This window comes from Escherichia sp. MOD1-EC7011, assembly GCF_002965005.1.
Lineage (GTDB): Bacteria > Pseudomonadota > Gammaproteobacteria > Enterobacterales > Enterobacteriaceae > Escherichia > Escherichia ruysiae.
Window position 1 is genome coordinate 78879 of record NZ_PTRD01000017.1, and the last position, 20907, is coordinate 99785.

At 52.6% G+C, this 20907-nt stretch carries 21 protein-coding genes; 9 read left to right on the forward strand and 12 right to left on the reverse strand.

The features are described 5' to 3' along the window. The first annotated feature begins 270 nt into the window (after positions 1-270). The 6 genes from potF to rlmC all read left to right on the forward strand — a co-directional run bounded on the left by potF (position 271) and on the right by rlmC (position 6123). Complete coding sequence (potF, locus tag A7098_RS08195) at positions 271-1383, forward strand: spermidine/putrescine ABC transporter substrate-binding protein PotF (protein WP_000126057.1); 1113 nt, start codon at positions 271-273, stop codon at positions 1381-1383. A 94-nt stretch (positions 1384-1477) separates the two neighbouring features. Continuing rightward, a complete protein-coding gene (gene potG, locus A7098_RS08200; RefSeq protein ID WP_000995981.1) occupies positions 1478-2611 on the forward strand; it encodes a putrescine ABC transporter ATP-binding subunit PotG in 1134 nt (377 codons plus the stop codon). 9 nt (positions 2612-2620) lie between these two features. Further along, positions 2621-3565 carry a putrescine ABC transporter permease PotH gene (potH, locus tag A7098_RS08205; protein WP_000105409.1) on the forward strand — a complete coding sequence of 315 codons (945 nt, stop codon included), beginning with the start codon at positions 2621-2623 and terminating at the stop codon, positions 3563-3565. After that, positions 3562-4407, forward strand: a complete 846-nt coding sequence (gene potI, locus A7098_RS08210; RefSeq protein ID WP_085460562.1) for a putrescine ABC transporter permease PotI — start codon at positions 3562-3564, stop codon at positions 4405-4407. The genes potH and potI overlap by 4 nt, the downstream gene beginning before the upstream one ends. A 59-nt stretch (positions 4408-4466) precedes the next feature. Beyond that, positions 4467-4955, forward strand: a complete 489-nt coding sequence (locus A7098_RS08215) for a YbjO family protein (RefSeq protein ID WP_000389254.1) — start codon at positions 4467-4469, stop codon at positions 4953-4955. Positions 4956-4995: 40 nt separating this feature from the next. Beyond that, the gene (gene rlmC, locus A7098_RS08220) at positions 4996-6123 is read left to right on the forward strand and encodes a 23S rRNA (uracil(747)-C(5))-methyltransferase RlmC (protein ID WP_001149760.1); all 1128 of its coding nucleotides are present in this window, start codon (positions 4996-4998) and stop codon (positions 6121-6123) included. Positions 6124-6294: 171 nt separating this feature from the next. Here the strand turns inward: rlmC and artJ are convergent, their stop codons facing one another. The 6 genes from artJ to A7098_RS08250 all read right to left on the reverse strand — a co-directional run bounded on the left by artJ (position 6295) and on the right by A7098_RS08250 (position 10922). After that, a complete protein-coding gene (artJ, locus tag A7098_RS08225; protein WP_010347547.1) occupies positions 6295-7026 on the reverse strand; it encodes an arginine ABC transporter substrate-binding protein ArtJ in 732 nt (243 codons plus the stop codon). 293 nt (positions 7027-7319) lie between these two features. Beyond that, the gene (gene artM, locus A7098_RS08230) at positions 7320-7988 is read right to left on the reverse strand and encodes an arginine ABC transporter permease ArtM (RefSeq protein WP_000895401.1); all 669 of its coding nucleotides are present in this window, start codon (positions 7986-7988) and stop codon (positions 7320-7322) included. Beyond that, a complete protein-coding gene (gene artQ / locus A7098_RS08235; protein WP_001001680.1) occupies positions 7988-8704 on the reverse strand; it encodes an arginine ABC transporter permease ArtQ in 717 nt (238 codons plus the stop codon). Before artQ ends, artM begins: the two co-directional genes overlap by 1 nt. A gap of 6 nt (positions 8705-8710) precedes the next feature. After that, positions 8711-9442, reverse strand: a complete 732-nt coding sequence (gene artI, locus A7098_RS08240; protein ID WP_000756564.1) for an arginine ABC transporter substrate-binding protein ArtI — start codon at positions 9440-9442, stop codon at positions 8711-8713. A gap of 18 nt (positions 9443-9460) precedes the next feature. After that, positions 9461-10189, reverse strand: coding sequence for an arginine ABC transporter ATP-binding protein ArtP (artP, locus tag A7098_RS08245; protein WP_000027204.1), 729 nt, complete (start codon positions 10187-10189; stop codon positions 9461-9463). Positions 10190-10406: 217 nt separating this feature from the next. Continuing rightward, on the reverse strand, positions 10407-10922 hold the full coding sequence (locus A7098_RS08250) for a lipoprotein (protein WP_010347551.1): 516 nt from the start codon (positions 10920-10922) through the stop codon (positions 10407-10409). Between the two features lie 125 nt (positions 10923-11047). Here A7098_RS08250 and A7098_RS08255 point away from each other — a divergent pair, with 125 nt between their 5' ends. Next, on the forward strand, positions 11048-11371 hold the full coding sequence (locus A7098_RS08255; RefSeq protein WP_001160737.1) for a heavy metal-binding domain-containing protein: 324 nt from the start codon (positions 11048-11050) through the stop codon (positions 11369-11371). Then, positions 11368-12198: an N-acetylmuramoyl-L-alanine amidase AmiD gene (gene amiD, locus A7098_RS08260; RefSeq protein WP_105280630.1), complete on the forward strand. Its 831-nt coding sequence runs from the start codon at positions 11368-11370 to the stop codon at positions 12196-12198. Before A7098_RS08255 ends, amiD begins: the two co-directional genes overlap by 4 nt. Here the strand turns inward: amiD and A7098_RS08265 are convergent. The 4 genes from A7098_RS08265 to poxB form a co-directional block, all read right to left on the reverse strand. Beyond that, entirely contained in the window at positions 12195-13208 is a 1014-nt protein-coding gene (locus A7098_RS08265) for an NAD(P)-dependent oxidoreductase (protein WP_024191085.1), read from the reverse strand. The two genes, amiD and A7098_RS08265, sit on opposite strands and share 4 nt — an antisense overlap. Positions 13209-13307: 99 nt before the next feature. Then, complete coding sequence (locus A7098_RS08270) at positions 13308-14738, reverse strand: SDR family oxidoreductase (RefSeq protein WP_105280631.1); 1431 nt, start codon at positions 14736-14738, stop codon at positions 13308-13310. 10 nt (positions 14739-14748) lie between these two features. Continuing rightward, positions 14749-15750, reverse strand: coding sequence for a low-specificity L-threonine aldolase (gene ltaE / locus A7098_RS08275; protein ID WP_105280632.1), 1002 nt, complete (start codon positions 15748-15750; stop codon positions 14749-14751). A gap of 37 nt (positions 15751-15787) precedes the next feature. Next, positions 15788-17506 (reverse strand): ubiquinone-dependent pyruvate dehydrogenase, encoded by a 1719-nt coding sequence (poxB, locus tag A7098_RS08280; RefSeq protein WP_105280633.1) that lies wholly within the window; start codon positions 17504-17506, stop codon positions 15788-15790. Positions 17507-17657: 151 nt separating this feature from the next. Here poxB and A7098_RS08285 point away from each other — a divergent pair, with 151 nt between their 5' ends. Beyond that, positions 17658-18092, forward strand: a complete 435-nt coding sequence (locus A7098_RS08285) for a DoxX family protein (RefSeq protein WP_000258529.1) — start codon at positions 17658-17660, stop codon at positions 18090-18092. A 42-nt stretch (positions 18093-18134) separates the two neighbouring features. Here the strand turns inward: A7098_RS08285 and hcr are convergent, their stop codons facing one another. Both hcr and hcp read right to left on the reverse strand, forming a co-directional pair. Then, the gene (gene hcr / locus A7098_RS08290) at positions 18135-19103 is read right to left on the reverse strand and encodes an NADH oxidoreductase (RefSeq protein ID WP_105280634.1); all 969 of its coding nucleotides are present in this window, start codon (positions 19101-19103) and stop codon (positions 18135-18137) included. Between the two features lie 11 nt (positions 19104-19114). After that, a complete protein-coding gene (hcp, locus tag A7098_RS08295; RefSeq protein WP_000458798.1) occupies positions 19115-20767 on the reverse strand; it encodes a hydroxylamine reductase in 1653 nt (550 codons plus the stop codon). Positions 20768-20907: the final 140 nt, after the last annotated feature.

A 20907-nucleotide genomic window follows, 5' to 3' on the forward strand; every position in this document is an offset into this window, starting at 1 on the left:
GATTATTTCACTTCCATTGTGCCAGATTTGCTTTATCACATAGAGCAAATGCGCATAAAAATTTGTTAAATACCGTTTTTTAATTACAGCTATAGTTTCAAACCCTGGCTAAAGTTATTCTTGCGAGGCTTTTATATAGCGAGCAATGCTGGCCGGGAGAGAGTTCTCTTTTCTTGCACCGCGCCGATAAAAAATATGCACGTTTATTGCATATCTTTTAGTGTGACAACTTTTGTTCGTTTGTTAACGAACTTTCAGAAGGAAAGAGATATGACCGCCTTAAATAAAAAATGGCTATCGGGTCTGATTGCGGGTGCTCTGATGGCCGTCTCTGTCGGCACGCTCGCGGCTGAACAAAAAACACTCCACATCTATAACTGGTCTGATTATATCGCCCCGGATACGGTGGCAAATTTTGAAAAAGAGACCGGTATTAAAGTCGTCTACGATGTTTTTGATTCCAACGAAGTGCTGGAAGGCAAATTAATGGCGGGGAGTACCGGTTTTGACCTGGTCGTGCCGTCAGCCAGCTTTCTGGAGCGCCAGTTGACTGCGGGAGTATTCCAGCCGCTGGATAAAAGCAAATTGCCGGAGTGGAAGAATCTCGATCCAGAACTGCTGAAGCTGGTGGCAAAACACGATCCCGACAATAAATTTGCTATGCCGTATATGTGGGCGACTACCGGGATTGGGTATAACGTCGATAAAGTCAAAGCAGTGCTGGGCGAAAACGCGCCGGTCGATAGCTGGGACTTGATCCTCAAACCAGAAAATCTGGAAAAACTGAAAAGCTGTGGTGTCTCTTTCCTCGATGCGCCGGAAGAAGTTTTTGCCACTGTGTTGAATTATCTTGGTAAAGATCCGAACAGCACCAAAGCGGATGATTACACCGGACCAGCGACTGACCTGCTATTGAAACTGCGCCCGAATATTCGTTATTTCCATTCATCTCAATATATTAACGACCTGGCTAATGGCGACATCTGCGTGGCGATTGGCTGGGCGGGCGATGTCTGGCAGGCCTCCAACCGCGCGAAGGAGGCGAAGAATGGCGTGAATGTCTCTTTCTCGATTCCGAAAGAAGGGGCGATGGCATTCTTTGATGTCTTTGCCATGCCTGCCGATGCCAAAAATAAAGACGAAGCGTATCAGTTCCTGAATTATCTGCTGCGCCCGGATGTAGTAGCACATATCTCTGACCATGTGTTCTATGCCAACGCCAATAAAGCAGCTACGCCGCTGGTGAGTGCGGAAGTGCGTGATAATCCAGGGATTTATCCTCCGGCGGACGTTCGCGCCAAAATGTTCACCCTGCAAGTGCAGGATCCGAAAATCGATCGTGTGCGCACCCGCGCGTGGACAAAAGTGAAGAGCGGAAAATAATCCGCTGCCGTAGATGCCGGACGGGCGCACCACTCCCGCCGGCAATTCGCACCATCCTGGTGCGCTTGCACACATTAAATGCCGGAGAGCAGCCGTGAATGACGCTATCCCTCGCCCGCAGGCGAAAAGTCGTAAGTCGCTGACACCACTATTAGAAATCCGCAATTTGACCAAATCTTACGATGGTCAACACGCGGTCGATGATGTCAGTCTGACCATTTATAAAGGCGAAATCTTTGCACTGCTGGGCGCATCCGGCTGTGGCAAGTCCACGCTGCTGCGTATGTTAGCAGGTTTCGAACAACCTTCTGCCGGGCAAATTATGCTTGATGGTGTCGATTTGTCACAGGTTCCGCCTTATCTGCGCCCCATCAACATGATGTTCCAGTCCTACGCGCTATTCCCCCATATGACCGTGGAGCAAAACATTGCCTTTGGTCTGAAACAAGACAAGTTACCAAAAGCGGAAATTGCCAGTCGGGTCAATGAAATGCTGGGGCTGGTGCATATGCAGGAGTTTGCCAAACGCAAACCGCATCAGCTTTCCGGTGGCCAACGTCAGCGAGTGGCGCTGGCCCGAAGCCTCGCCAAACGCCCGAAACTATTACTGCTCGATGAACCGATGGGCGCGCTGGATAAAAAACTGCGCGACCGGATGCAGCTTGAAGTGGTGGATATTCTGGAGCGTGTCGGCGTGACCTGTGTGATGGTAACGCACGATCAGGAAGAGGCGATGACCATGGCGGGGCGCATCGCGATTATGAATCGCGGTAAATTTGTTCAGATTGGCGAGCCGGAGGAAATTTATGAGCACCCGACGACACGATATAGCGCCGAGTTCATTGGATCGGTCAATGTTTTCGAAGGGCTGCTAAAGGAACGCCAGGAAGATGGCCTGTTGCTTTATTCGCCTGGGCTGGTGCATCCGTTGAAAGTCGATCCCGATGCGTCTGTGGTGGATAACGTGCCGGTGCATGTGGCGCTGCGTCCGGAAAAAATCATGCTCTGTGACGAACCGCCTGCTGATGGCTGCAATTTTGCAGTGGGAGAGGTGACACATATTGCCTATCTCGGTGATTTGTCTGTTTATCATGTCCGCCTGAAAAGCGGGCAGATGATCAGCGCCCAGTTACAAAACGCCCATCGTTTTCGCAAAGGGTTACCGACCTGGGGCGATGAAGTTCGTTTGTGCTGGGAATCAGACAGTTGTGTGGTGCTGACGGTTTAAGGAGCAAAGATGAGTACACTTGAACCTGCTGCCCAGCCGGGCGGATTAAAGCAGTGGCTTACACAGTGGCAAATGAAGCACGGTCGCAAACTGGTGATTGCGCTGCCGTATATCTGGTTGATTTTGTTGTTTCTGCTGCCATTTCTTATCGTCTTTAAAATAAGCCTGGCTGAGATGGCGCGCGCCATTCCGCCTTATACCGAACTGATGGCGTGGGCTGACGGGCAACTGTCTGTCACCCTCAATCTCGGCAATTTCCTGCAACTGACTGACGATCCGCTCTATTTCGATGCTTATCTCCAGTCGTTACAGGTGGCGGCGATTTCGACCGTTTGTTGCTTATTGCTCGGCTACCCACTGGCGTGGGCAGTGGCGCACAGTAAACCTTCGACCCGCAATATCTTATTGCTGCTGGTGATCCTGCCTTCGTGGACCTCATTTTTGATCCGCGTTTACGCCTGGATGGGGATACTAAAAAACAATGGCGTGCTGAATAATTTCCTGCTGTGGCTGGGGGTTATCGATCAGCCGCTGACCATTCTGCATACCAATCTGGCCGTTTATATCGGCATTGTTTACGCCTATGTGCCGTTTATGGTGTTGCCTATCTACACCGCGTTAACTCGCATTGATTATTCGCTGGTGGAAGCTGCGCTTGATCTCGGCGCGCGTCCGCTGAAGACTTTCTTTACGGTGATAGTGCCGCTTACCAAAGGTGGGATTATCGCCGGATCGATGCTGGTTTTCATTCCGGCGGTGGGTGAGTTTGTGATCCCGGAACTGCTCGGCGGCCCGGACAGCATCATGATCGGGCGCGTTCTGTGGCAGGAGTTTTTCAATAACCGTGACTGGCCGGTGGCCTCAGCGGTGGCAATCGTTATGTTATTGCTGCTGATTGTGCCAATTATGTGGTTCCACAAATATCAGCAAAAAAGCGTGGGGGAACACGGATGAATAATTTACCGGTCGTTCGTTCGCCCTGGCGAATGGTGATTTTGTTGCTGGGCTTCACCTTTCTCTATGCGCCGATGCTGATGCTGGTCATCTATTCATTTAACAGTTCGAAGCTGGTGACGGTGTGGGCCGGTTGGTCAACGCGCTGGTACGGCGAGTTATTGCGTGATGATGCGATGATGAGTGCGGTCGGCTTAAGTCTGACGATTGCCGCCTGTGCGGCGACGGCGGCGGCAATTCTTGGAACTATCGCGGCGGTTGTGCTGGTACGCTTTGGGCGGTTTCGTGGATCAAATGGCTTTGCCTTTATGATCACCGCGCCGCTAGTCATGCCGGATGTGATTACTGGCCTGTCGCTGTTGTTATTGTTCGTTGCTCTTGCTCATGCGATCGGCTGGCCTGCCGATCGCGGTATGTTAACTATCTGGCTGGCGCACGTCACTTTCTGTACAGCTTATGTGGCAGTCGTTATTTCTTCGCGTCTGCGGGAACTGGATCGCTCCATTGAAGAAGCGGCGATGGATCTCGGCGCGACGCCGCTGAAGGTGTTTTTCGTCATTACACTACCGATGATCATGCCGGCGATCATTTCTGGCTGGTTACTGGCTTTTACTCTGTCGCTTGATGATCTGGTGATCGCCAGCTTTGTTTCCGGGCCGGGAGCCACCACCTTACCAATGCTGGTCTTCTCCAGCGTGCGGATGGGGGTGAATCCGGAAATCAACGCCCTGGCAACATTGATTCTCGGCGCGGTAGGAATTGTCGGATTTATCGCCTGGTATTTAATGGCGCGCGCAGAAAAGCAGCGGATACGCGATATCCAGCGTGCAAGACGTGGCTGAAGACACTAAAATTTGCCAACCTGGCTACATAATGCCGCGCATGTCGCGGCATTGTTTTCATGGAAGACGAAACGTTGGGATTTTTTAAGAAAACATCTTCATCACATGCTCGCCTGAATGTGCCTGCACTGGTGCAGGTGGCGGCGCTCGCCATTATTATGATCCGTGGCCTCGACGTGCTGATGATTTTCAATACGCTGGGCGTGCGCGGTATCGGCGAGTTCATACATCGCAGCGTACAAACCTGGAGTTTAACGCTGGTCTTTCTAAGCAGCCTTGCGCTGGTTTTTATTGAAATCTGGTGTGCGTTTTCGCTAGTGAAAGGGCGTCGCCTGGCGCGCTGGCTGTATCTGCTGACGCAAATCACGGCCGCCAGTTATCTGTGGGCAGCTTCGCTCGGTTATGGTTACCCTGAGCTGTTCAGCATTCCTGGTGAATCGAAACGCGAAATCTTCCATAGCCTGATGTTACAAAAGCTGCCGGACATGCTCATCTTATTGCTGCTGTTTGTTCCCGCCACCAGTAGGCGGTTCTTCCAGTTGCAATAATGTGTATAATCCTCGCCCCTGATGATGTGAAGGTCAATGTATGCAGTGCGCACTTTACGACGCGGGTCGCTGCCGCTCCTGTCAGTGGATAACGCAGCCGATTCCAGAGCAACTCTCCGCTAAAACCACCGATCTTAAAAATCTGTTGGCCGATTTTCCGGTCGCGGAATGGTGCGCGCCGGTGTCTGGCCCGGAACAAGGGTTTCGCAATAAAGCCAAAATGGTGGTGAGTGGTAGCGTTGAAAAACCACTGCTCGGAATGCTACACCGCGACGGTACGCCAGAAGATCTTTGCGACTGTCCGCTTTACCCTGCCTCATTTGCGCCTGTTTTTGCGGCGCTAAAACCGTTTATCGCCCGTGCGGGGCTGACGCCCTACAACGTGGCGCGCAAGCGTGGCGAACTGAAATATATTCTGCTGACTGAAAGCCAGATGGATGGCGGTATGATGCTGCGCTTTGTACTGCGCTCTGAAACCAAGCTGGCGCAACTGCGTAAGGCGCTGCCGTGGTTACAGGCGCAACTGCCGCAGCTAAAAGTCATTACCGTCAATATTCAGCCAGTGCATATGGCGATAATGGAAGGGGAGACGGAGATCTACCTGACCGAACAGCAGGCGCTGGCAGAGCGTTTTAATGACGTGCCGCTGTGGATCCGCCCGCAAAGTTTCTTCCAGACTAATCCGGCGGTCGCCAGCCAGCTGTACGCCACCGCGCGTGACTGGGTGCGGCAATTGCCGGTAAATCATATGTGGGATCTGTTCTGCGGCGTTGGTGGTTTTGGTTTGCATTGCGCAACGCCAGAAATGCAGCTAACGGGGATTGAAATTGCGCCAGAAGCGATAGCCTGTGCGAAACAATCTGCTGCTGAACTGGCTCTAACGCGTCTGCAATTTCAGGCGCTGGACTCCACTCAGTTTGCCACTGCTCAGGGTGAAGTGCCGGAGCTGGTGCTGGTTAATCCACCGCGTCGCGGCATTGGTAAACCGCTGTGTGATTATCTTTCGACGATGGCACCGCGTTTTATTATCTACTCAAGCTGTAACGCCCAAACGATGGCGAAAGATATCCGCGAACTACCAGGATATCGCATTGAGCGGGTACAGCTTTTCGATATGTTCCCCCACACCGCACATTATGAAGTGCTGACGCTGCTGGTGAAGCAATAAAAAAGCCGCATCTGCGGCTTCAGATCGCAGACCTGGTGCGCTTTGTTCATGCCGGATGCGGCGTGAACGCCTTATCCGGCCTACAAATCGTGCTCAATCAATACATTGCAGAGTCGATGTTGGCCTGATAAGCGTAGCGCATCAGGCATCTTACTTTCGTCTCAGTCTCAATTACTGCGGGAACCACTGATCGCTGATTTTCTGATATGTACCGTCTGCTTTAACGGCTGCCAGTGCGTTATTCAGTTTCTCCAGCAGAGCTTTGTTATCCGGACGTACAGCGATGCCCAGACCGGTGCCGAAGTACTGCGGATCGGTTACTTTCTCAGTCGCAACGCCCAGTTGCGGATTGGTTTTCAGCCACTCATTAACTACCGCTGTATCACCAAATACCCCATCAATACGACCATTTTTCAGGTCGATAAATGCATTCTGATAACTGTCATAAGAGACGGTTTTCACTTCCGGATGCTGATCCTGAATATATTTCTGGTGGGTAGTGCCGTTTTCCATACCAATACGTTTACCTTTCAGGTCGGCAAAAGTCTTATAGGTATCTTTTTTGGCAATCACAACGGCTGAGTTTTCGTAATAGGGGGTGGTAAAGGCGACCTGTTTGCTACGTTCCGGTGTGATGTCCATCCCGGAAATCACTGCGTCATATTTTCTGAATTTCAGTGACGGGATCAGGCTGTCGAAAGCGTGATTAGTAAAAGTACATTCTGCCTGCATTTGTTTGCATAACGCTTTTGCCAGATCGATATCAAAGCCGACGATCTGGTTATTTGCATCCATCGATTCGAATGGCGGATAAGTGGCAGAGACGCCGAAATTGATTTTCTCTGCGGCAGAAGCGCCGAATGCACAGGATGCAAGTAATGCGGCAAGAACTAGCTTTTTCATGATGGAACTCCCGTCTGTCAATCTTATGATTATTAGCCGTGTCTGCGGCATGGATTTACAATGCCATCAAATGAATTTATATGCAATAAATATGATTAAATAGTTTGCGAGAGATAAAAAAAGACGGACAACTTAGTGGGTTGTCCGTCTTCATTATAAGGATTTATGCACTATGTGGGCCGGGTAAGGCGTTTACTCCGCATCCGGCACAGGCACCGTGCAGGTGTCTGATGCGACGCTGGCGCGTCTTCTCAGACCTACAAAACCCCCCGGCGAATGTGTACGCAGTCACATTAATTCCGACGTTCAAATGCCAGTGCTTTACGCTCAATCAGACGCATCATCAGCGTCAGCAGGCCGTTGACGACGAGGTAAATAATCCCCGCCGCGCCAAACACCATTACGTCGTAGGTGCGTCCGTACAGTAACTGGCTGTAGCCCATCACTTCCATTAGCGTAATGGTGTATGCCAGAGAGGTACTTTTGAACACCAGCACCACTTCGTTGGAATAAGACGAGAGCGAGCGTTTAAAGGCATACGGCAGAAGGATCGCCAGCGTATCTTTTTTGCTCATTCCCAGCGCGCTACAGGACTGCCATTGACCTTCCGGGATCGCGCGAATCGCCCCGTAAAACAGCTGCGTGGTATACGCTGCACTGTTCAGCGACAATGCAATTAGCGCACACAGCCACGGTTCCGACAGCAAATGCCACAGCGCCGGATACTCCTGCAACGTCGGGAACTGACCTGGTCCGTAGTAAATCAGGAAGATTTGCACCAGCAGCGGTGTACCGGTAAACAGCGTGATATAACCACGCACCAGCCACACCAGCACCGGCGTTTTTAGCGTCAGGATGATGGTAAAAATCAACGCCAGAATCAGCGCCACAATCAGCGAGGCAACCGTCAGGGTCAGGCTGGTATGCAGCCCTTTCATCAGTTCGGGTAAATACTCAAGCATCAGCCAGGTCTCCGCTCAAAACGTGTCGCGCGCAGGTCAATGCGTTTGAGAATGTACTGGCTCAACAGGGTAATCACCAGGTAAATCGCCGCCGCCACAATGTACCAGGTAAACGGTTCCTGGGTACGGGTGGCGATGCTTTTGGTTTGCAGCATTAAATCATTCACACTAATCAAACTGACCAGCGCGGTATCTTTCAGCAGTACCAGCCACTGGTTGCCGAGACCAGGCAGCGCATGACGCCACATCTGCGGCATCACCAGACGGAAAAAGATAGCCGATTTCGACAGCCCCAGCGCCTGACCCGATTCCCACTGCCCCACCGGCACCGCTTTCAGTGCGCCACGCAGAGTTTGCGAAGCATAAGCGGCATACAGCAGTGACAGAGCGATAACCCCGCAAAGGAACGGGCTAACGTCGAAGTTCTCAATGTCCATCTGCACCGGGATCTGCACGAATCCAAGATTGATGGTGAAGCCATCCGCAAGCGTCAGCAGTAACTGCGAGGAGCCAAAATAGATAAACAGCACCACCAGAATTTCTGGCAGGCCGCGCAGAATCGTCACCAGCGCCGAACCTGCCCACGCAACAGGGCGCCATTTTGCTGACTCCCATACTGCAAAGAACATCGCCAGCGCCAGTCCGACAATCAATGCACAAACGGCAAGGCCGACGGTCATCCCGGCGGCGCTTGCTAAAGGAAAAAATTCATTCATCAGGGATTACTTCTGGAACCATTTGTTGTAGATGGTTTCGTAAGTGCCATCTTTCTTCACTTTTTCCAGCGCAGTATTAAATTTCTGCTGCAGTTCAGTGTTGCCCTGACGTACTGCGATGCCGAGGCCAGTACCGAAGTAATCTTTATCGGTCACTTTGTCGCCCACTGCCGCCAGTTTCGGGTTATCTTTCAGCCATTCGGTTACTACTGCGGTGTCACCGAATACACCGTCGATACGACCGTTTTGCAGATCCAGTTTTGCGTTCTGGTAGCTGTCATACGGAACTGTGGTGATTTCCGGATGTTTATCCATAATGAATTTCTGGTGTGTCGTCCCGTTCTGCACACCGACTTTCTTGCCTTTCAGCTGATCAACGCTGGTGTATTTACCTTGCTGACCCACAAACAGGGCGGAGTTGTCATAGTACGGGGTGGTGAACAGCACCTGTTTTTCGCGCTCTGGAGTGATATCCATACCCGCCATAACGGCGTCCACACGGCGGAATTTCAGACTCGGGATCAGGCTGTCAAATGCCTGGTTGGAGAAAGTACAGGTTGCATCAATCTCTTTACACAGCGCCTGTGCGAGGTCAACGTCAAAACCGACGATCTGGTTATTCGCGTCTATAGATTCAAACGGAGGATAGGAGGCTTCGGTAGCAAAACGAATGGTTTCGGCAGCTGTGGCGGAAAGACTAAAACCTGCAATTAACGCGGCAATCAGAACTTTTTTCATTGTCGTTATCCCGAATCTTTAGTGAGAGAGATAGTTTTTAAATGCTTCGGTTTGCGGCTCGGTAAAGCAGCGCGCGTCGCCTTGTTCAACGATGTGACCGTTTTCCATATACACCACACGGCTGGCGGTTTTACGCGCCACTTCAACTTCGTGGGTGACGATCACCTGGGTAATATTGGTCTCCGCCAGCTCACGAATGATGCTGACGATTTGTGCCGTAATTTCCGGATCCAGCGCGGCAGTCGGTTCATCAAACAGCAGTACCTGCGGCTCCATCATCAGCGCACGGGCAATAGCGACACGTTGTTGCTGACCACCAGAAAGGTGCAGTGGGTAACGATCGCTATAAGGTTTGAGACGCAGACGCTCAAGCAGTTTTTCTGCGCGAGCCAGCGCCTGATCTTTACTCAAGCCGAGTACGCGGCAGGGCGCTTCGATCAGGTTTTGCTGCACGGTGAGATGCGGCCACAGATTGTATTGCTGAAACACCATGCCGACGTTGCGACGCAGGTCGCGAATCGCTTTGTCTGACGGTGTTTTGGTGAAATCGAAATGGTTGCCTGCAATGTTGAGCGTACCGGAGCGCGGCATCTCAAGCAGATTGAGTACACGCAGCAGCGAGCTTTTCCCCGCGCCGCTGGGGCCAAGTAACACCAGCGTTTCGCCCTGCGGGCAATCCAGCGTGATATCGAACAGCGCCTGATGTGCGCCGTAGAAGCAATTAATGCCGTTTAATTGAATACTCATTGACACTCGTATACTGGCAGTCTGATAGCTATTGAGGTCGAAGATAGTACCTTTGACAGAATAATTATGCAATATTTCTGCTTTAAAAGTTAAAAGCAAAGCGCATTATTCAATAAACATAGCACAAAATAACGGGGGCGTTGTTCGGCGAGCATAAATGTCGGCATTCCTCTCAGAATGCCGGACAATTTATGGGGGTTATAATCTAATCAAGGGATTAACGATTCTCAATGGACTGGCGTAATGTCCCCGCTTTGGCGTGAACGCTGCCACCTAAATAGCGCACATCGTCGATGACCCAACACTGGCCTTCCTGAATCATCAGCACCTCATCCTGCCAGCTCTGGTCGCCTTGTTTCAGATCCACGCGCAGCGGAATATTACGTGCATCGCGATTCGGGATGGTAGAAGCACTGGCGACGCGGGCGCTGTCTGGCAAGGTGGTACGACTGGAGAAGGGATCGCTGCTTAACAATTCGCGTTGGTTGTTATCGCGGCTGGCATCACTGAGCAGTGCCGCCAGTTTGTCACTCAAGTACGGACGCAGAGCGGTAATGTCGTTACTGCGATGCTGAATACGGTAATCATAGAATTGCTGAGCCACGCTGTCAGGGCCGCCCTGGACGCAAGAACCTGTGCGGGAGCCGTTGTCTTTATAGGCTGGCGTGACGGTGGTGCAAGCACTGAGTAACAGTGCGCAAGGGATAAGCATGGTCAATTTGCTGTAGCGCATAATGATTTCCTTATAAGCGAACACCTTGAAAGCGTTCTACGATAATAATGATATCCTTTCAATAATAGCGTATCAGTCCGATAATGCTTTTGAGATCGAAGGCTTAGCAAACAAGGAGATCGATCATGCAATTTTCCACAACCCCAACACTTGAAGGTCAGACCATCGTTGAATATTGCGGTGTGGTGACGGGCGAAGCGATTTTAGGCGCCAATATTTTTCGTGATTTCTTTGCCGGTATCCGCGATATCGTCGGCGGTCGTTCAGGGGCTTACGAAAAGGAACTGCGCAAAGCCCGGGAGATTGCGTTTGAAGAATTAGGCTCCCAGGCACGGGCGCTGGGAGCGGACGCAGTGGTTGGCATTGATATCGACTACGAAACTGTCGGGCAAAACGGCAGTATGCTGATGGTCAGCGTCAGCGGAACGGCGGTGAAAACACGTCGATGAGAAGCGTTTTCTGGCTGGTTGCGGCGATCCTGTTACTGGCAGGGTGCGCAGGCGAAAAAGGCATTGTCGAGAAAGAGGGATACCAACTCGATACCCGACGCCAGGCGCAGGCGGCATATCCCCGTATTAAAGTGCTGGTGATCCACTACACGGCGGATGATTTCGACACGTCGCTGGCGACGCTGACCGATAAAAAAGTCAGCTCGCACTACCTAGTGCCAGCTGTGCCGCCGCGTTTCAACGGCAAACCGCGTATCTGGCAACTGGTGCCGGAGCAAGAACTGGCCTGGCACGCGGGGATCAGCGCCTGGCGCGGGGCGACGCGGATTAACGATACCTCTATTGGCATTGAGCTGGAAAATCGCGGCTGGCAGAAATCAGCGGGGGTGAAATATTTTACGCCGTTTGAACCAGCGCAAATTCAGGCGCTCATTCCACTGGCGAAAGATATTATCGCCCGCTATCACATCAAACCAGAAAACGTAGTGGCACATGCGGATATTGCCCCACAGCGCAAAGACGATCCTGGTCCACTGTTCCCGTGGCAGCAACTGGCGCAGCAGGGGATTGGTGCCTGGCCGGATGCATCGCGCGTTAGCTTTTATCTGGCCGGGCGCGCGCCCCACACGCCGGTAGAAACCGCATCGTTGCTTGAGCTTTTGGCACGCTACGGCTATGACGTAAAACCTGAAATGACGCCGCGCGAACAGCAGCGAGTGATTATGGCGTTTCAGATGCACTTCCGCCCGACGTTATATAACGGCGAAGCGGATGCAGAAACTCAGGCGATTGCCGAAGCGTTACTGGAGAAATACGGTCAGGATTAGCGCGGCAGTTTTCCGTGGTCGCGCAGCCAGGCGGCAGTTTGCTCAATACCTTCATTTAACGTGATGATCGGCTGATAACCTAACTCTTCCTGCGCACGCGTAATATCCAGCGTAAAGTCAAAATTCAACTTGGAGACGCCGTAATGGGTCAGCGGCGGCTCTTTTGCTGACTTGCGTCCTAAACGCTCCATACTGCGGGCAATCATATCCAGCATCGGGTAAGGCACCGACCGGATACGGCAATCAATGTTCAGTTCGTCGATCAGTTTCTGCACGATGCTGCGCAGAGTGCGATGTTCGCCGTTGGTAATGTTGTATGTACGACCAGAAGGCAACTTATCGCACGCTTCCTGACTCGCCAGCCACATAGCGTGCACGGCATTTTCATAGTAGGTCATATCGACCAGCGCGCTGCCACCGTGGGGTAACAGGATGCTGCCGTAGTGGTGCATCATATGCGCCAGACGGGGAATAAAAACTTTATCGTGCGGGCCGAACAGACTTTGTGGGCGCAGAATAGTAAAGCGCGTTTGTGGGTTGGTCTGCGAAAGCATATTGATCACCTCTTCGCTGGCGGCTTTGCTGCGGGCAAATTCGTTGGCGAAGCGGTGAGGGCGAAAATCTTCTTTGATATCGCGATGGTGGTGATAGTCGAAGTACAGGGAGGGTGAAGAGATATGAATAAAGTTACGTACACCCCAGGCGACAGCCCATTCGCCCAGGCGGCGAGTGGCACGAACGTTTGCCAGATCGAAAGCCTGCTGCGTTCCCCATGGCGAGGTAAAGCTGGAACAGTGCCACAGTGTATCAATGCCTGCGAGCATCACCTTCGCCTGCGATGAGACCAGCTCAGTCAGATCCGCATGGACAAACTCTGCACCTATTTTTTCCAGCAATTTGCCCATCGCTTCGTTGCGACCGGTTGCTCTCACACTGATGCCTTTCCGGCATAAAAACTCAACCGCGTTTCGACCTAAACCGCTGGTGGCGCCGGTAACCAGTACCTTCATATCATTCCACTGTTGTTGATAAAACGACGAGCGCATTCTTCCGTGATTTTCTCCTTGATGCAATGGGAAACGTGAAAGAATAACGCAGGTTTTTTTCGATTAATCTGTGCTTTGTTCTGCAAGTCTGGCGATTCGTTTTGCCATGCCGCGAAAAATAAACAGATGCGCTGGGATCATCAGTAGCCAGTAAAACAACCCTGGCATACCGTGAGGATGCCAGAAGGCGCGTACATCAATAGTGCGATAGTCGCCTTTATCTTCCAGAGTAAAACACAGTCTTCCCAGCCCCGGCGCTTTCATGCCAAATAACAGGGTAAGTTGTTTTTCCGGTTCGACGATAATCACTTTCCAGCTATCCACCGCATCGCCTGTTTGCAGATATTCCCGTGCGGGGCGACCTTTCGCCAGTTTGTGACCTATCGCGCGATCCATTAGCGCCCGGGTCTGCCACAAAATATTGCCAAAGAAATAACGCTCTTTACCGCCGATTTGATTCACCACCTGCCATAAAGCCTGAAGGCTGGCGGAAGTTTTAACGGTAAACCCCGCCTGTTTGGCGAAATAACCGTATTCTGGTCGCCAGCGGGCAAAAGCCTGAGCGTCGTATCCCCAGTCGCTGGAGTTGACCAGTTTTTCTTCCTCTTTCAACGTGCTACGTACCGCATCATCGAAAGCGATCAGCGGTTGTGGAATGAGTGCACGTAACGCGGTGTCATCTGCTAACAGATCGTGTTTCAGCCCCTGAATCAACGCTTTGGCGGTGGTGGGCGGTACGGAAGTAATCACATTGAGAAACCATACCGAAATCCAGCGGGTGGGAAAGGGGATGGGGATCAACCAGCGGCGCTTACCGCTTGCGGTCATAAAATGTTCAAATTGTTGTTGATAACTGAGCACCTCTGGTCCGGCAGCTTCGAAGATGCGGTGTTCGCTGGCCGGATGATCTAACAGCGCCACCAGATAGTGCAGCAGGTTTTCCAGCGCGATGGGTGTGGTGCGTGAACGAACCCAGCGCGGCGGGGTTAGCACCGGCAGGTTGTATACCATATCGCGCATGACTTCGAACGCCGCTGAACCTGCGCCAACGATAATTCCGGCACGCAATTCGGTCACCGGGACACCCGCTTCACGAAGAATGTCCGCCGTAGCCTGACGGGCGCGCAGATGGTCTGACTGCTCATGTGGCGGGGCTTGCAGTGAACTGAGGAAGATTAATTGCTTAACCGGCACTTTGCGCAGCGCATCGCGGACGTTGAGAGCCACCTGGCGCTCCTGCGCGATAAAATCGCCGCCTTCGCCCATGCTGTGCACCAGAAAATAGACGGTATCGATATCCTGCAATAGTGCCGGTAGGTTATCCGGCCAGCTAAGATCGACTTTATGGCAACTGACATTAGCCAGTTGCAGCTTTGCAAGCCTGTCGACGTGACGTGCCGCTGCCAGGATCTGATGCCCCTGCTGACTGAGTGTGCGCACCAGATGCTGACCAATGTAGCCACTGGCACCGAGAACTAAAATGCGTTGCGGCACGTCTCTCTCCTTAACGCGTCAGGAAAGCGCGCCAGTGGGCGGCGACTTCCGCCAGTTGTTCGCGCGAGACGTCAAGATGCGTCACCAGGCGGACAATCGGCGAGGCGTTGATCAGTACGTTTCGCGCTTTCATGTATTCACCTAACGCGGCAGCTTTTTCTTCCCCGACGCGGACAAACAGCATATTAGTGTCCTGACGCATCACATCCGCGCCTGCTTCACACAACTGCTCCGCCATCCAGGCGGCGTTGTCGTGGTCTTCCTGCAACCGTGCAACGTTGTTTTTCAGCGCATACATCCCGGCGGCAGCCAGAATGCCGGACTGGCGCATCCCGCCGCCGGTCATTTTCCGCCAGCGGATGGCGCGTTTAATATAATCACGATTGCCGACCAGTAACGAACCGACTGGCGTACCAAGACCTTTCGACAGACAAATGGTGAACGAGTCACAATATTGCGTGATCTCTTTTAGTTCGCAGCCGTAAGCTACTACGGCATTAAAGATGCGCGCGCCGTCAACGTGCAGCGCCAGATTGCGCTCGCGGGTAAATTCCCATGCTTCTTTCAGGTATTCACGCGGCAGCACTTTGCCGTTGTGGGTGTTTTCCAGACTGAGTAATTTGGTGCGGGCGAAGTGGATATCGTCAGGTTTGATTTTCATCGCCACTTTATCCAGTGGCAGCGTGCCGTTGGCGTCTGCGTCGATAGGTTGCGGCTGAATACTGCCCAGCACCGCCGCACCACCAGCTTCAAACAGATAATTATGCGCGGCCTGACCGACAATATACTCTTCGCCGCGTTCGCAGTGACTGAGCAGAGCGACCAGGTTAGCCTGGGTGCCGGTCGGCAGAAAAATGGCAGCTTCTTTACCGGAAAGCTTTGCCGCGTAGTCCTGCAGAGCATTAACGGTAGGGTCGTCTCCGTAAACGTCGTCCCCAACCGGGGCGGCCATCATCGCTTCGAGCATGGCGCGGCTCGGTCGGGTTACGGTATCACTGCGTAAATCAATCATGGCATGTCCTTATTTATGACGGGAAATGCCACCCTTTTTACCTTAGCCAGTTCGTTTTCGCCAGTTCGATCACTTCATCACCGCGTCCGCTGATGATCGCCCGCAGCATATACAGGCTAAATCCTTTGGCCTGTTCAAGTTTGATTTGCGGCGGAATGGCTAACTCTTCTTTGGCAACCACCACATCCACCAGCACCGGGCCGTCGATGGAGAAGGCGCGTTGCAGTGCTTCATCGACTTCAGAGGCTTTTTCTACGCGAATACCCGTAATGCCGCACGCTTCGGCAATGCGGGCAAAGTTGGTGTCGTGCAGTTCGGTGCCGTCAGTCAGGTAGCCTCCGGCTTTCATCTCCATCGCCACAAAGCCCAGTACGCTGTTATTAAAGACGATAATTTTCACCGGCAGTTTCATCTGCACGACTGACAGGAAATCGCCCATCAACATGCTAAAACCGCCATCTCCGCACATGGCGACCACCTGACGTTCCGGCTCGCTCGCCCGCGCCCCCAGCGCCTGCGGCATGGCGTTGGCCATCGAACCGTGGTTAAACGAACCTAACAGGCGACGCTTGCCGTTCATTTTCAGATAACGCGCTGCCCATACTGTTGGCGTGCCGACGTCACAGGTAAAGATGGCGTCATCGGCAGCAAAATGGCTAATTTGCTGCGCCAGATATTGTGGATGAATGGCTTTCTCGCTCGGTTTAGCTAAATCGTCCAGCCCTTTTCGGGCATCGCGGTAATCTTCCAGCGCCTTATCGAGGAACTTGCGATCGGTTTTTTCTTCCACCAGCGGCAGCAATGCACGCAGAGTCGATTTGATATCGCCGACCAGTGCCATATCCACCTTGCTGTGTGCGCCAATGCTCGCTGGGTTGATATCAATCTGAATAATTTTGGCATCGGTCGGGTAGAACGCGCGGTAGGGGAACTGGGTGCCGAGCAGCACTAACGTGTCGGCGTTCATCATGGTATGAAAACCTGACGAGAAGCCGATTAATCCCGTCATTCCGACATCATACGGATTGTCGTATTCGACATGTTCTTTACCGCGCAGGGCATGGACGATTGGCGCTTTAATTTTTCCGGCAAACTCGACTAACTCTTTATGCGCCCCCGCACAGCCGCTGCCGCACATCAGGGCGATATTGCTGGAGTAACGCAGCAGTTGCGCCAGTTTGCGTAACTCTTCTTCTTCCGGTGTGACTACCGGCTGTGGCGCATGATACCAGTGCGAGGTCGCCCCTTCTGGCGCAGGTTTTAACGCCATGTCGCCCGGTAAAACGACAACGGAAACGCCACGGTTAAGCACCGCTTTGCGCATGGCAATCGCCAGCACTTGTGGGATCTGCTCCGGGCTGGAAACCAGCTCGCAATAGTGACTACATTCGCGGAATAACTCTTGCGGGTGGGTCTCCTGGAAATAGCCGCTGCCAATTTCGCTGGAAGGGATGTGGGCGGCAATCGCCAGTACCGGAACGTGATTACGATGACAATCGAACAGGCCGTTGATTAAGTGAAGGTTGCCGGGGCCGCACGATCCGGCACAGACCGCCAGTTCTCCCGAAAGCTGGGCTTCAGCGCCAGCGGCAAAGGCCGCGACTTCTTCATGGCGGGTCGGCATCCACTCGATAGTGCCCATGCGATTAAGACTGTCGCTAAGACCGTTCAGAGAGTCACCCGTGACTCCCCAGATGCGTTTCACGCCTGCCGATTCGAGTGTTTTGGCGATATAAGCTGCAACCGTTTGTTTCATGGTTCTCCGTCTCCTGAATGTGATAACGGTAACAAGTTTAGTAGATGCTGCCTGTTGCGCTGGCTGAATACTGATATTTCTGTTGCTTTTAATCCGGGAATCGCCAAGGCTGATGCGAATGGCATTTTTACGATAAAAGGAGTTAATTCAGATGGTTACACCAATGTTAAATGCAGTGAACCGGATGCTGACGCATGAGGATTTTGGCAAATTATTGTTACGCCTGGCGGTGGGAGGATTGATGCTTTTCCACGGGATACATAAGTTATTTGCCGGAATTGACGGTATTAGTGGAATGCTGGTTGCAAAAGGTTTTCCTGGCTTTATTGCCTACGGCGTACTGATTGGGGAAGTGGTTGCGCCGATATTGATTATATTCGGTATTTTGACGCGACCTGCCGCATTGGTTATCGCCCTGACAATGGTCGTGGCGTGGTTGATGGTGGGAATGGGAAAAACAGGGATGCTGGATAAAACCGGAGCCTGGGCGATTGAAAGCCTGGTTTATTTCTTTATTGCAGCTCTCGCCGTCGCTTTTCTTGGTGCCGGACGTTATGCCGTGGCGGGTAATTCTGCCTGGCGATAATTCCTTAAAAAATGCCCGGCTAAGTTTGCCGGGCATTAAACTTTAGGCGAGCACCATATCCCCCTGCGGATGACATGAACACGCCAGTACGTAACCTTCAGCGATTTCGGCGTCGGTCAGCGTCATGGTGCTGCTCACCGTATATTCACCGGATACCACTTTTGTCTTACAGCAGCCGCAAACACCCGCACGGCAGGCGGCGACAACCGGAACTTTGTTGCTTTCCAGCGCCTCCAGCAGCGTGGTGCCAACCGGTGCGTAAAATTCTTGCGCCGGTTGCAGTTTGGTGAATTTCAGACCGCTGGTCGCCGCTTCCGCCACTGGCGTAAAGAATTTCTCTTTAAAGAAACGTGTCACGCCAAGCGTCTTCACTTCCTGTTCCACCCAATCCATATACGGCGCCGGGCCACAGGTCATCACAGTACGCGAAGCCAGGTCAGGAACGCTTGCCAACAGTTCGCGAGTGAGACGCCCAGCGATAAAGCCCTCACTGACGTTATTTTCTGCCACCAGCGTCACCGGATAATTACGCCACTCATCGGCGAAAATGACGTCCTGCGGCGTACGCACGTTGTAGATCATCTGTACATCTGCCTGCGGACGATTTTTCGCCAGCCAGCGACGCATCGACATAATCGGCGTGACGCCGCAGCCGGCCGCCAGTAACAGGAATTTATCTTCAGATTTATCGTCGCAGGTAAATTCCCCCATCGCGTCCGAAAGCCAGAGATAGTCACCGCGTTTCACTTCGCGGGTCAGCCACTGGGAACCGACACCGTCATCAATCCGCCGCACGGTCAGGGTGATGTATTCACTCACACCAGGTGTGGAGGAGATGGTATAAGCACGCAGCGTTTCGGCTGAGTTTCGCACGCTGACCAGCGCATATTGCCCGGCGCGATACGGATAGTAATCGTGGCAAATCAGGGAAATCGTCCACACATCCGGCGTTTCTTGCTTAATGTGATGAACCTGCATCCGCCACGGGCATTGATTCGTTGGCATCGTCATCGACAAACTCCTTACGCGCTCAACAGTTGCTTCATGTCTTCTTCAACAGTGGTGATAGAACGCAGGCCGAATTTCTCATTCAGCACCGCCAGCAGGTCTGGGGTCAGGAAGCCAGGTGCAGTCGGGCCGGTGACGATATTTTTCACGCCCAGAGAAAGCAGCGTCAGCAGAATGACAATCGCTTTCTGTTCAAACCAGGAGAGCACCAGCGACAACGGCAGATCGTTGACACCGCAGCCCAGTTTTTCTGCCAGCGTTACCGCCAGAATAATCGCTGAGTATGCATCGTTACACTGACCGGCATCCACCAGACGCGGCAGACCTTCGATATCGCCAAACTCAAGTTTGTTAAAGCGATATTTACCACAGGCGAGGGTCAGGATCAGGCAGTCATCCGGCACGCTGGTGGCGAAATCGGTGAAGTAGTGACGTTCGCCGCGCGCGCCGTCACAGCCGCCAAGCAGGAAGATATGACGCAGTTTTTCGCGGCTGACCAGATCAATCAGCGTATCCGCCGCGCCAAGCAGCGTCTGACGACCAAAGCCCACAGTGATCAGGTGCGGAATTTCGCTGTACGGGAAGCCCGCCATTTGTTGCGCCTGGGCGATAACCGCAGAGAAATCTTCGCCATCCAGATGACGCACGCCCGGCCAGCCAACAATACTGCGGGTCCAGATACGATCGTCATAAGCACCCACGGTTGGGTCGATGATGCAGTTAGAGGTCATCACGATGGGACCAGGGAAGCGAGCGAACTCAACTTGTTGATTCTGCCAGCCGCTGCCGTAGTTACCGACCAGATGTTTGAATTTACGCAGTTCCGGATAGCCATGCGCTGGCAGCATTTCGCCGTGGGTGTAGACGTTAACGCCCGTGCCTTCGGTCTGTTCCAGCAGGTTGTAGAGATCTTTGAGATCGTGACCGGAAATCAGGATGCATTTACCCGCCGTCGCTTTCACGTTGACCTGAGTTGGCGTCGGGTGACCATATTTACCGGTTTCGCCTGCATCCAGAATGCTCATCACTTTGAAGTTCATCTGACCGATTTCCATTGAACATTCGAGAAGTGCGTTCATATCGGAAGGCCAGGTTCCCAGCCATGCCATGATTTTATGGTACTGGGCGTAAATATCGTTGTCGTATTGACCGAGAACGTGTGCGTGTTCCATATAGGCCGCCGCACCTTTCAGGCCATACAGGCAGAGCAGACGCAGGCCGAGAATGTTTTCGCCAATCGCCGCTTTATCTTTGTTCGGAGTAAATTCTGCTGCCTGACGTTGCAGTTCGCCGAGATCGTCGCTCGCCAGTTGTAAGTCCGCCATCGGGTTATCGACGTGGGCGTTGGCATCTACAGCCAGGCATTGCGCTTTCAGCGCCTCGCGCAGGGCAATCGCTTCACGAGCGTAGCCGACAATACGCGGAGAATCGAAGTTAACGTTGGTCAGGGTTGAGAAAAATGCGCGTGGCGCAAAGCTGTCTACATCGTGGTTGATGATGCCGTATTCACGCGCTTTTACCGCCCAAGCCGAAAGCCCTTGCAGCGCCGCGATGAGTAAATCCTGAAGGTCAGAGGTTTCCGCCGTTTTACCACACATCCCCTGCGCGTATGAGCAGCCGTTTCCTGCCGGAGTACGGATAGTTTGTTCACATTGCACACAAAACATGATCACACCTTTTAAAGTTATATTTAATATACATGTTTAAGGTTAAGACTCTTCAAGACGGGATAAAAGGGGTTTTTCATGCAACTTTAAGGGAGATTGATTTAGCGCAATTTTGGCGGCAGGGATCTACCGCCAGAGAG

Excerpts from the sequence above, each read along its gene's own strand:
- A7098_RS08285 (WP_000258529.1), top strand. The coding sequence starts at position 17,658 with ATGGTTACACCAATGTTAAATGCAGTGAACCGGATGCTGACGCATGAG.
- ltaE (WP_105280632.1), bottom strand. The coding sequence starts at position 15,750 with ATGATTGATTTACGCAGTGATACCGTAACCCGACCGAGCCGCGCCATG.
- potF (WP_000126057.1), top strand. The coding sequence starts at position 271 with ATGACCGCCTTAAATAAAAAATGGCTATCGGGTCTGATTGCGGGTGCT.
- amiD (WP_105280630.1), top strand. The coding sequence starts at position 11,368 with ATGAGAAGCGTTTTCTGGCTGGTTGCGGCGATCCTGTTACTGGCAGGG.
- poxB (WP_105280633.1), bottom strand. The coding sequence starts at position 17,506 with ATGAAACAAACGGTTGCAGCTTATATCGCCAAAACACTCGAATCGGCA.
- hcp (WP_000458798.1), bottom strand. The coding sequence starts at position 20,767 with ATGTTTTGTGTGCAATGTGAACAAACTATCCGTACTCCGGCAGGAAAC.
- hcr (WP_105280634.1), bottom strand. The coding sequence starts at position 19,103 with ATGACGATGCCAACGAATCAATGCCCGTGGCGGATGCAGGTTCATCAC.
- artQ (WP_001001680.1), bottom strand. The coding sequence starts at position 8,704 with ATGAATGAATTTTTTCCTTTAGCAAGCGCCGCCGGGATGACCGTCGGC.
- A7098_RS08265 (WP_024191085.1), bottom strand. The coding sequence starts at position 13,208 with ATGAAGGTACTGGTTACCGGCGCCACCAGCGGTTTAGGTCGAAACGCG.
- artJ (WP_010347547.1), bottom strand. The coding sequence starts at position 7,026 with ATGAAAAAGCTAGTTCTTGCCGCATTACTTGCATCCTGTGCATTCGGC.
- A7098_RS08255 (WP_001160737.1), top strand. The coding sequence starts at position 11,048 with ATGCAATTTTCCACAACCCCAACACTTGAAGGTCAGACCATCGTTGAA.
- A7098_RS08250 (WP_010347551.1), bottom strand. The coding sequence starts at position 10,922 with ATGCGCTACAGCAAATTGACCATGCTTATCCCTTGCGCACTGTTACTC.
- A7098_RS08215 (WP_000389254.1), top strand. The coding sequence starts at position 4,467 with ATGGAAGACGAAACGTTGGGATTTTTTAAGAAAACATCTTCATCACAT.
- potI (WP_085460562.1), top strand. The coding sequence starts at position 3,562 with ATGAATAATTTACCGGTCGTTCGTTCGCCCTGGCGAATGGTGATTTTG.
- potH (WP_000105409.1), top strand. The coding sequence starts at position 2,621 with ATGAGTACACTTGAACCTGCTGCCCAGCCGGGCGGATTAAAGCAGTGG.
- artI (WP_000756564.1), bottom strand. The coding sequence starts at position 9,442 with ATGAAAAAAGTTCTGATTGCCGCGTTAATTGCAGGTTTTAGTCTTTCC.
- artM (WP_000895401.1), bottom strand. The coding sequence starts at position 7,988 with ATGCTTGAGTATTTACCCGAACTGATGAAAGGGCTGCATACCAGCCTG.
- rlmC (WP_001149760.1), top strand. The coding sequence starts at position 4,996 with ATGCAGTGCGCACTTTACGACGCGGGTCGCTGCCGCTCCTGTCAGTGG.
- artP (WP_000027204.1), bottom strand. The coding sequence starts at position 10,189 with ATGAGTATTCAATTAAACGGCATTAATTGCTTCTACGGCGCACATCAG.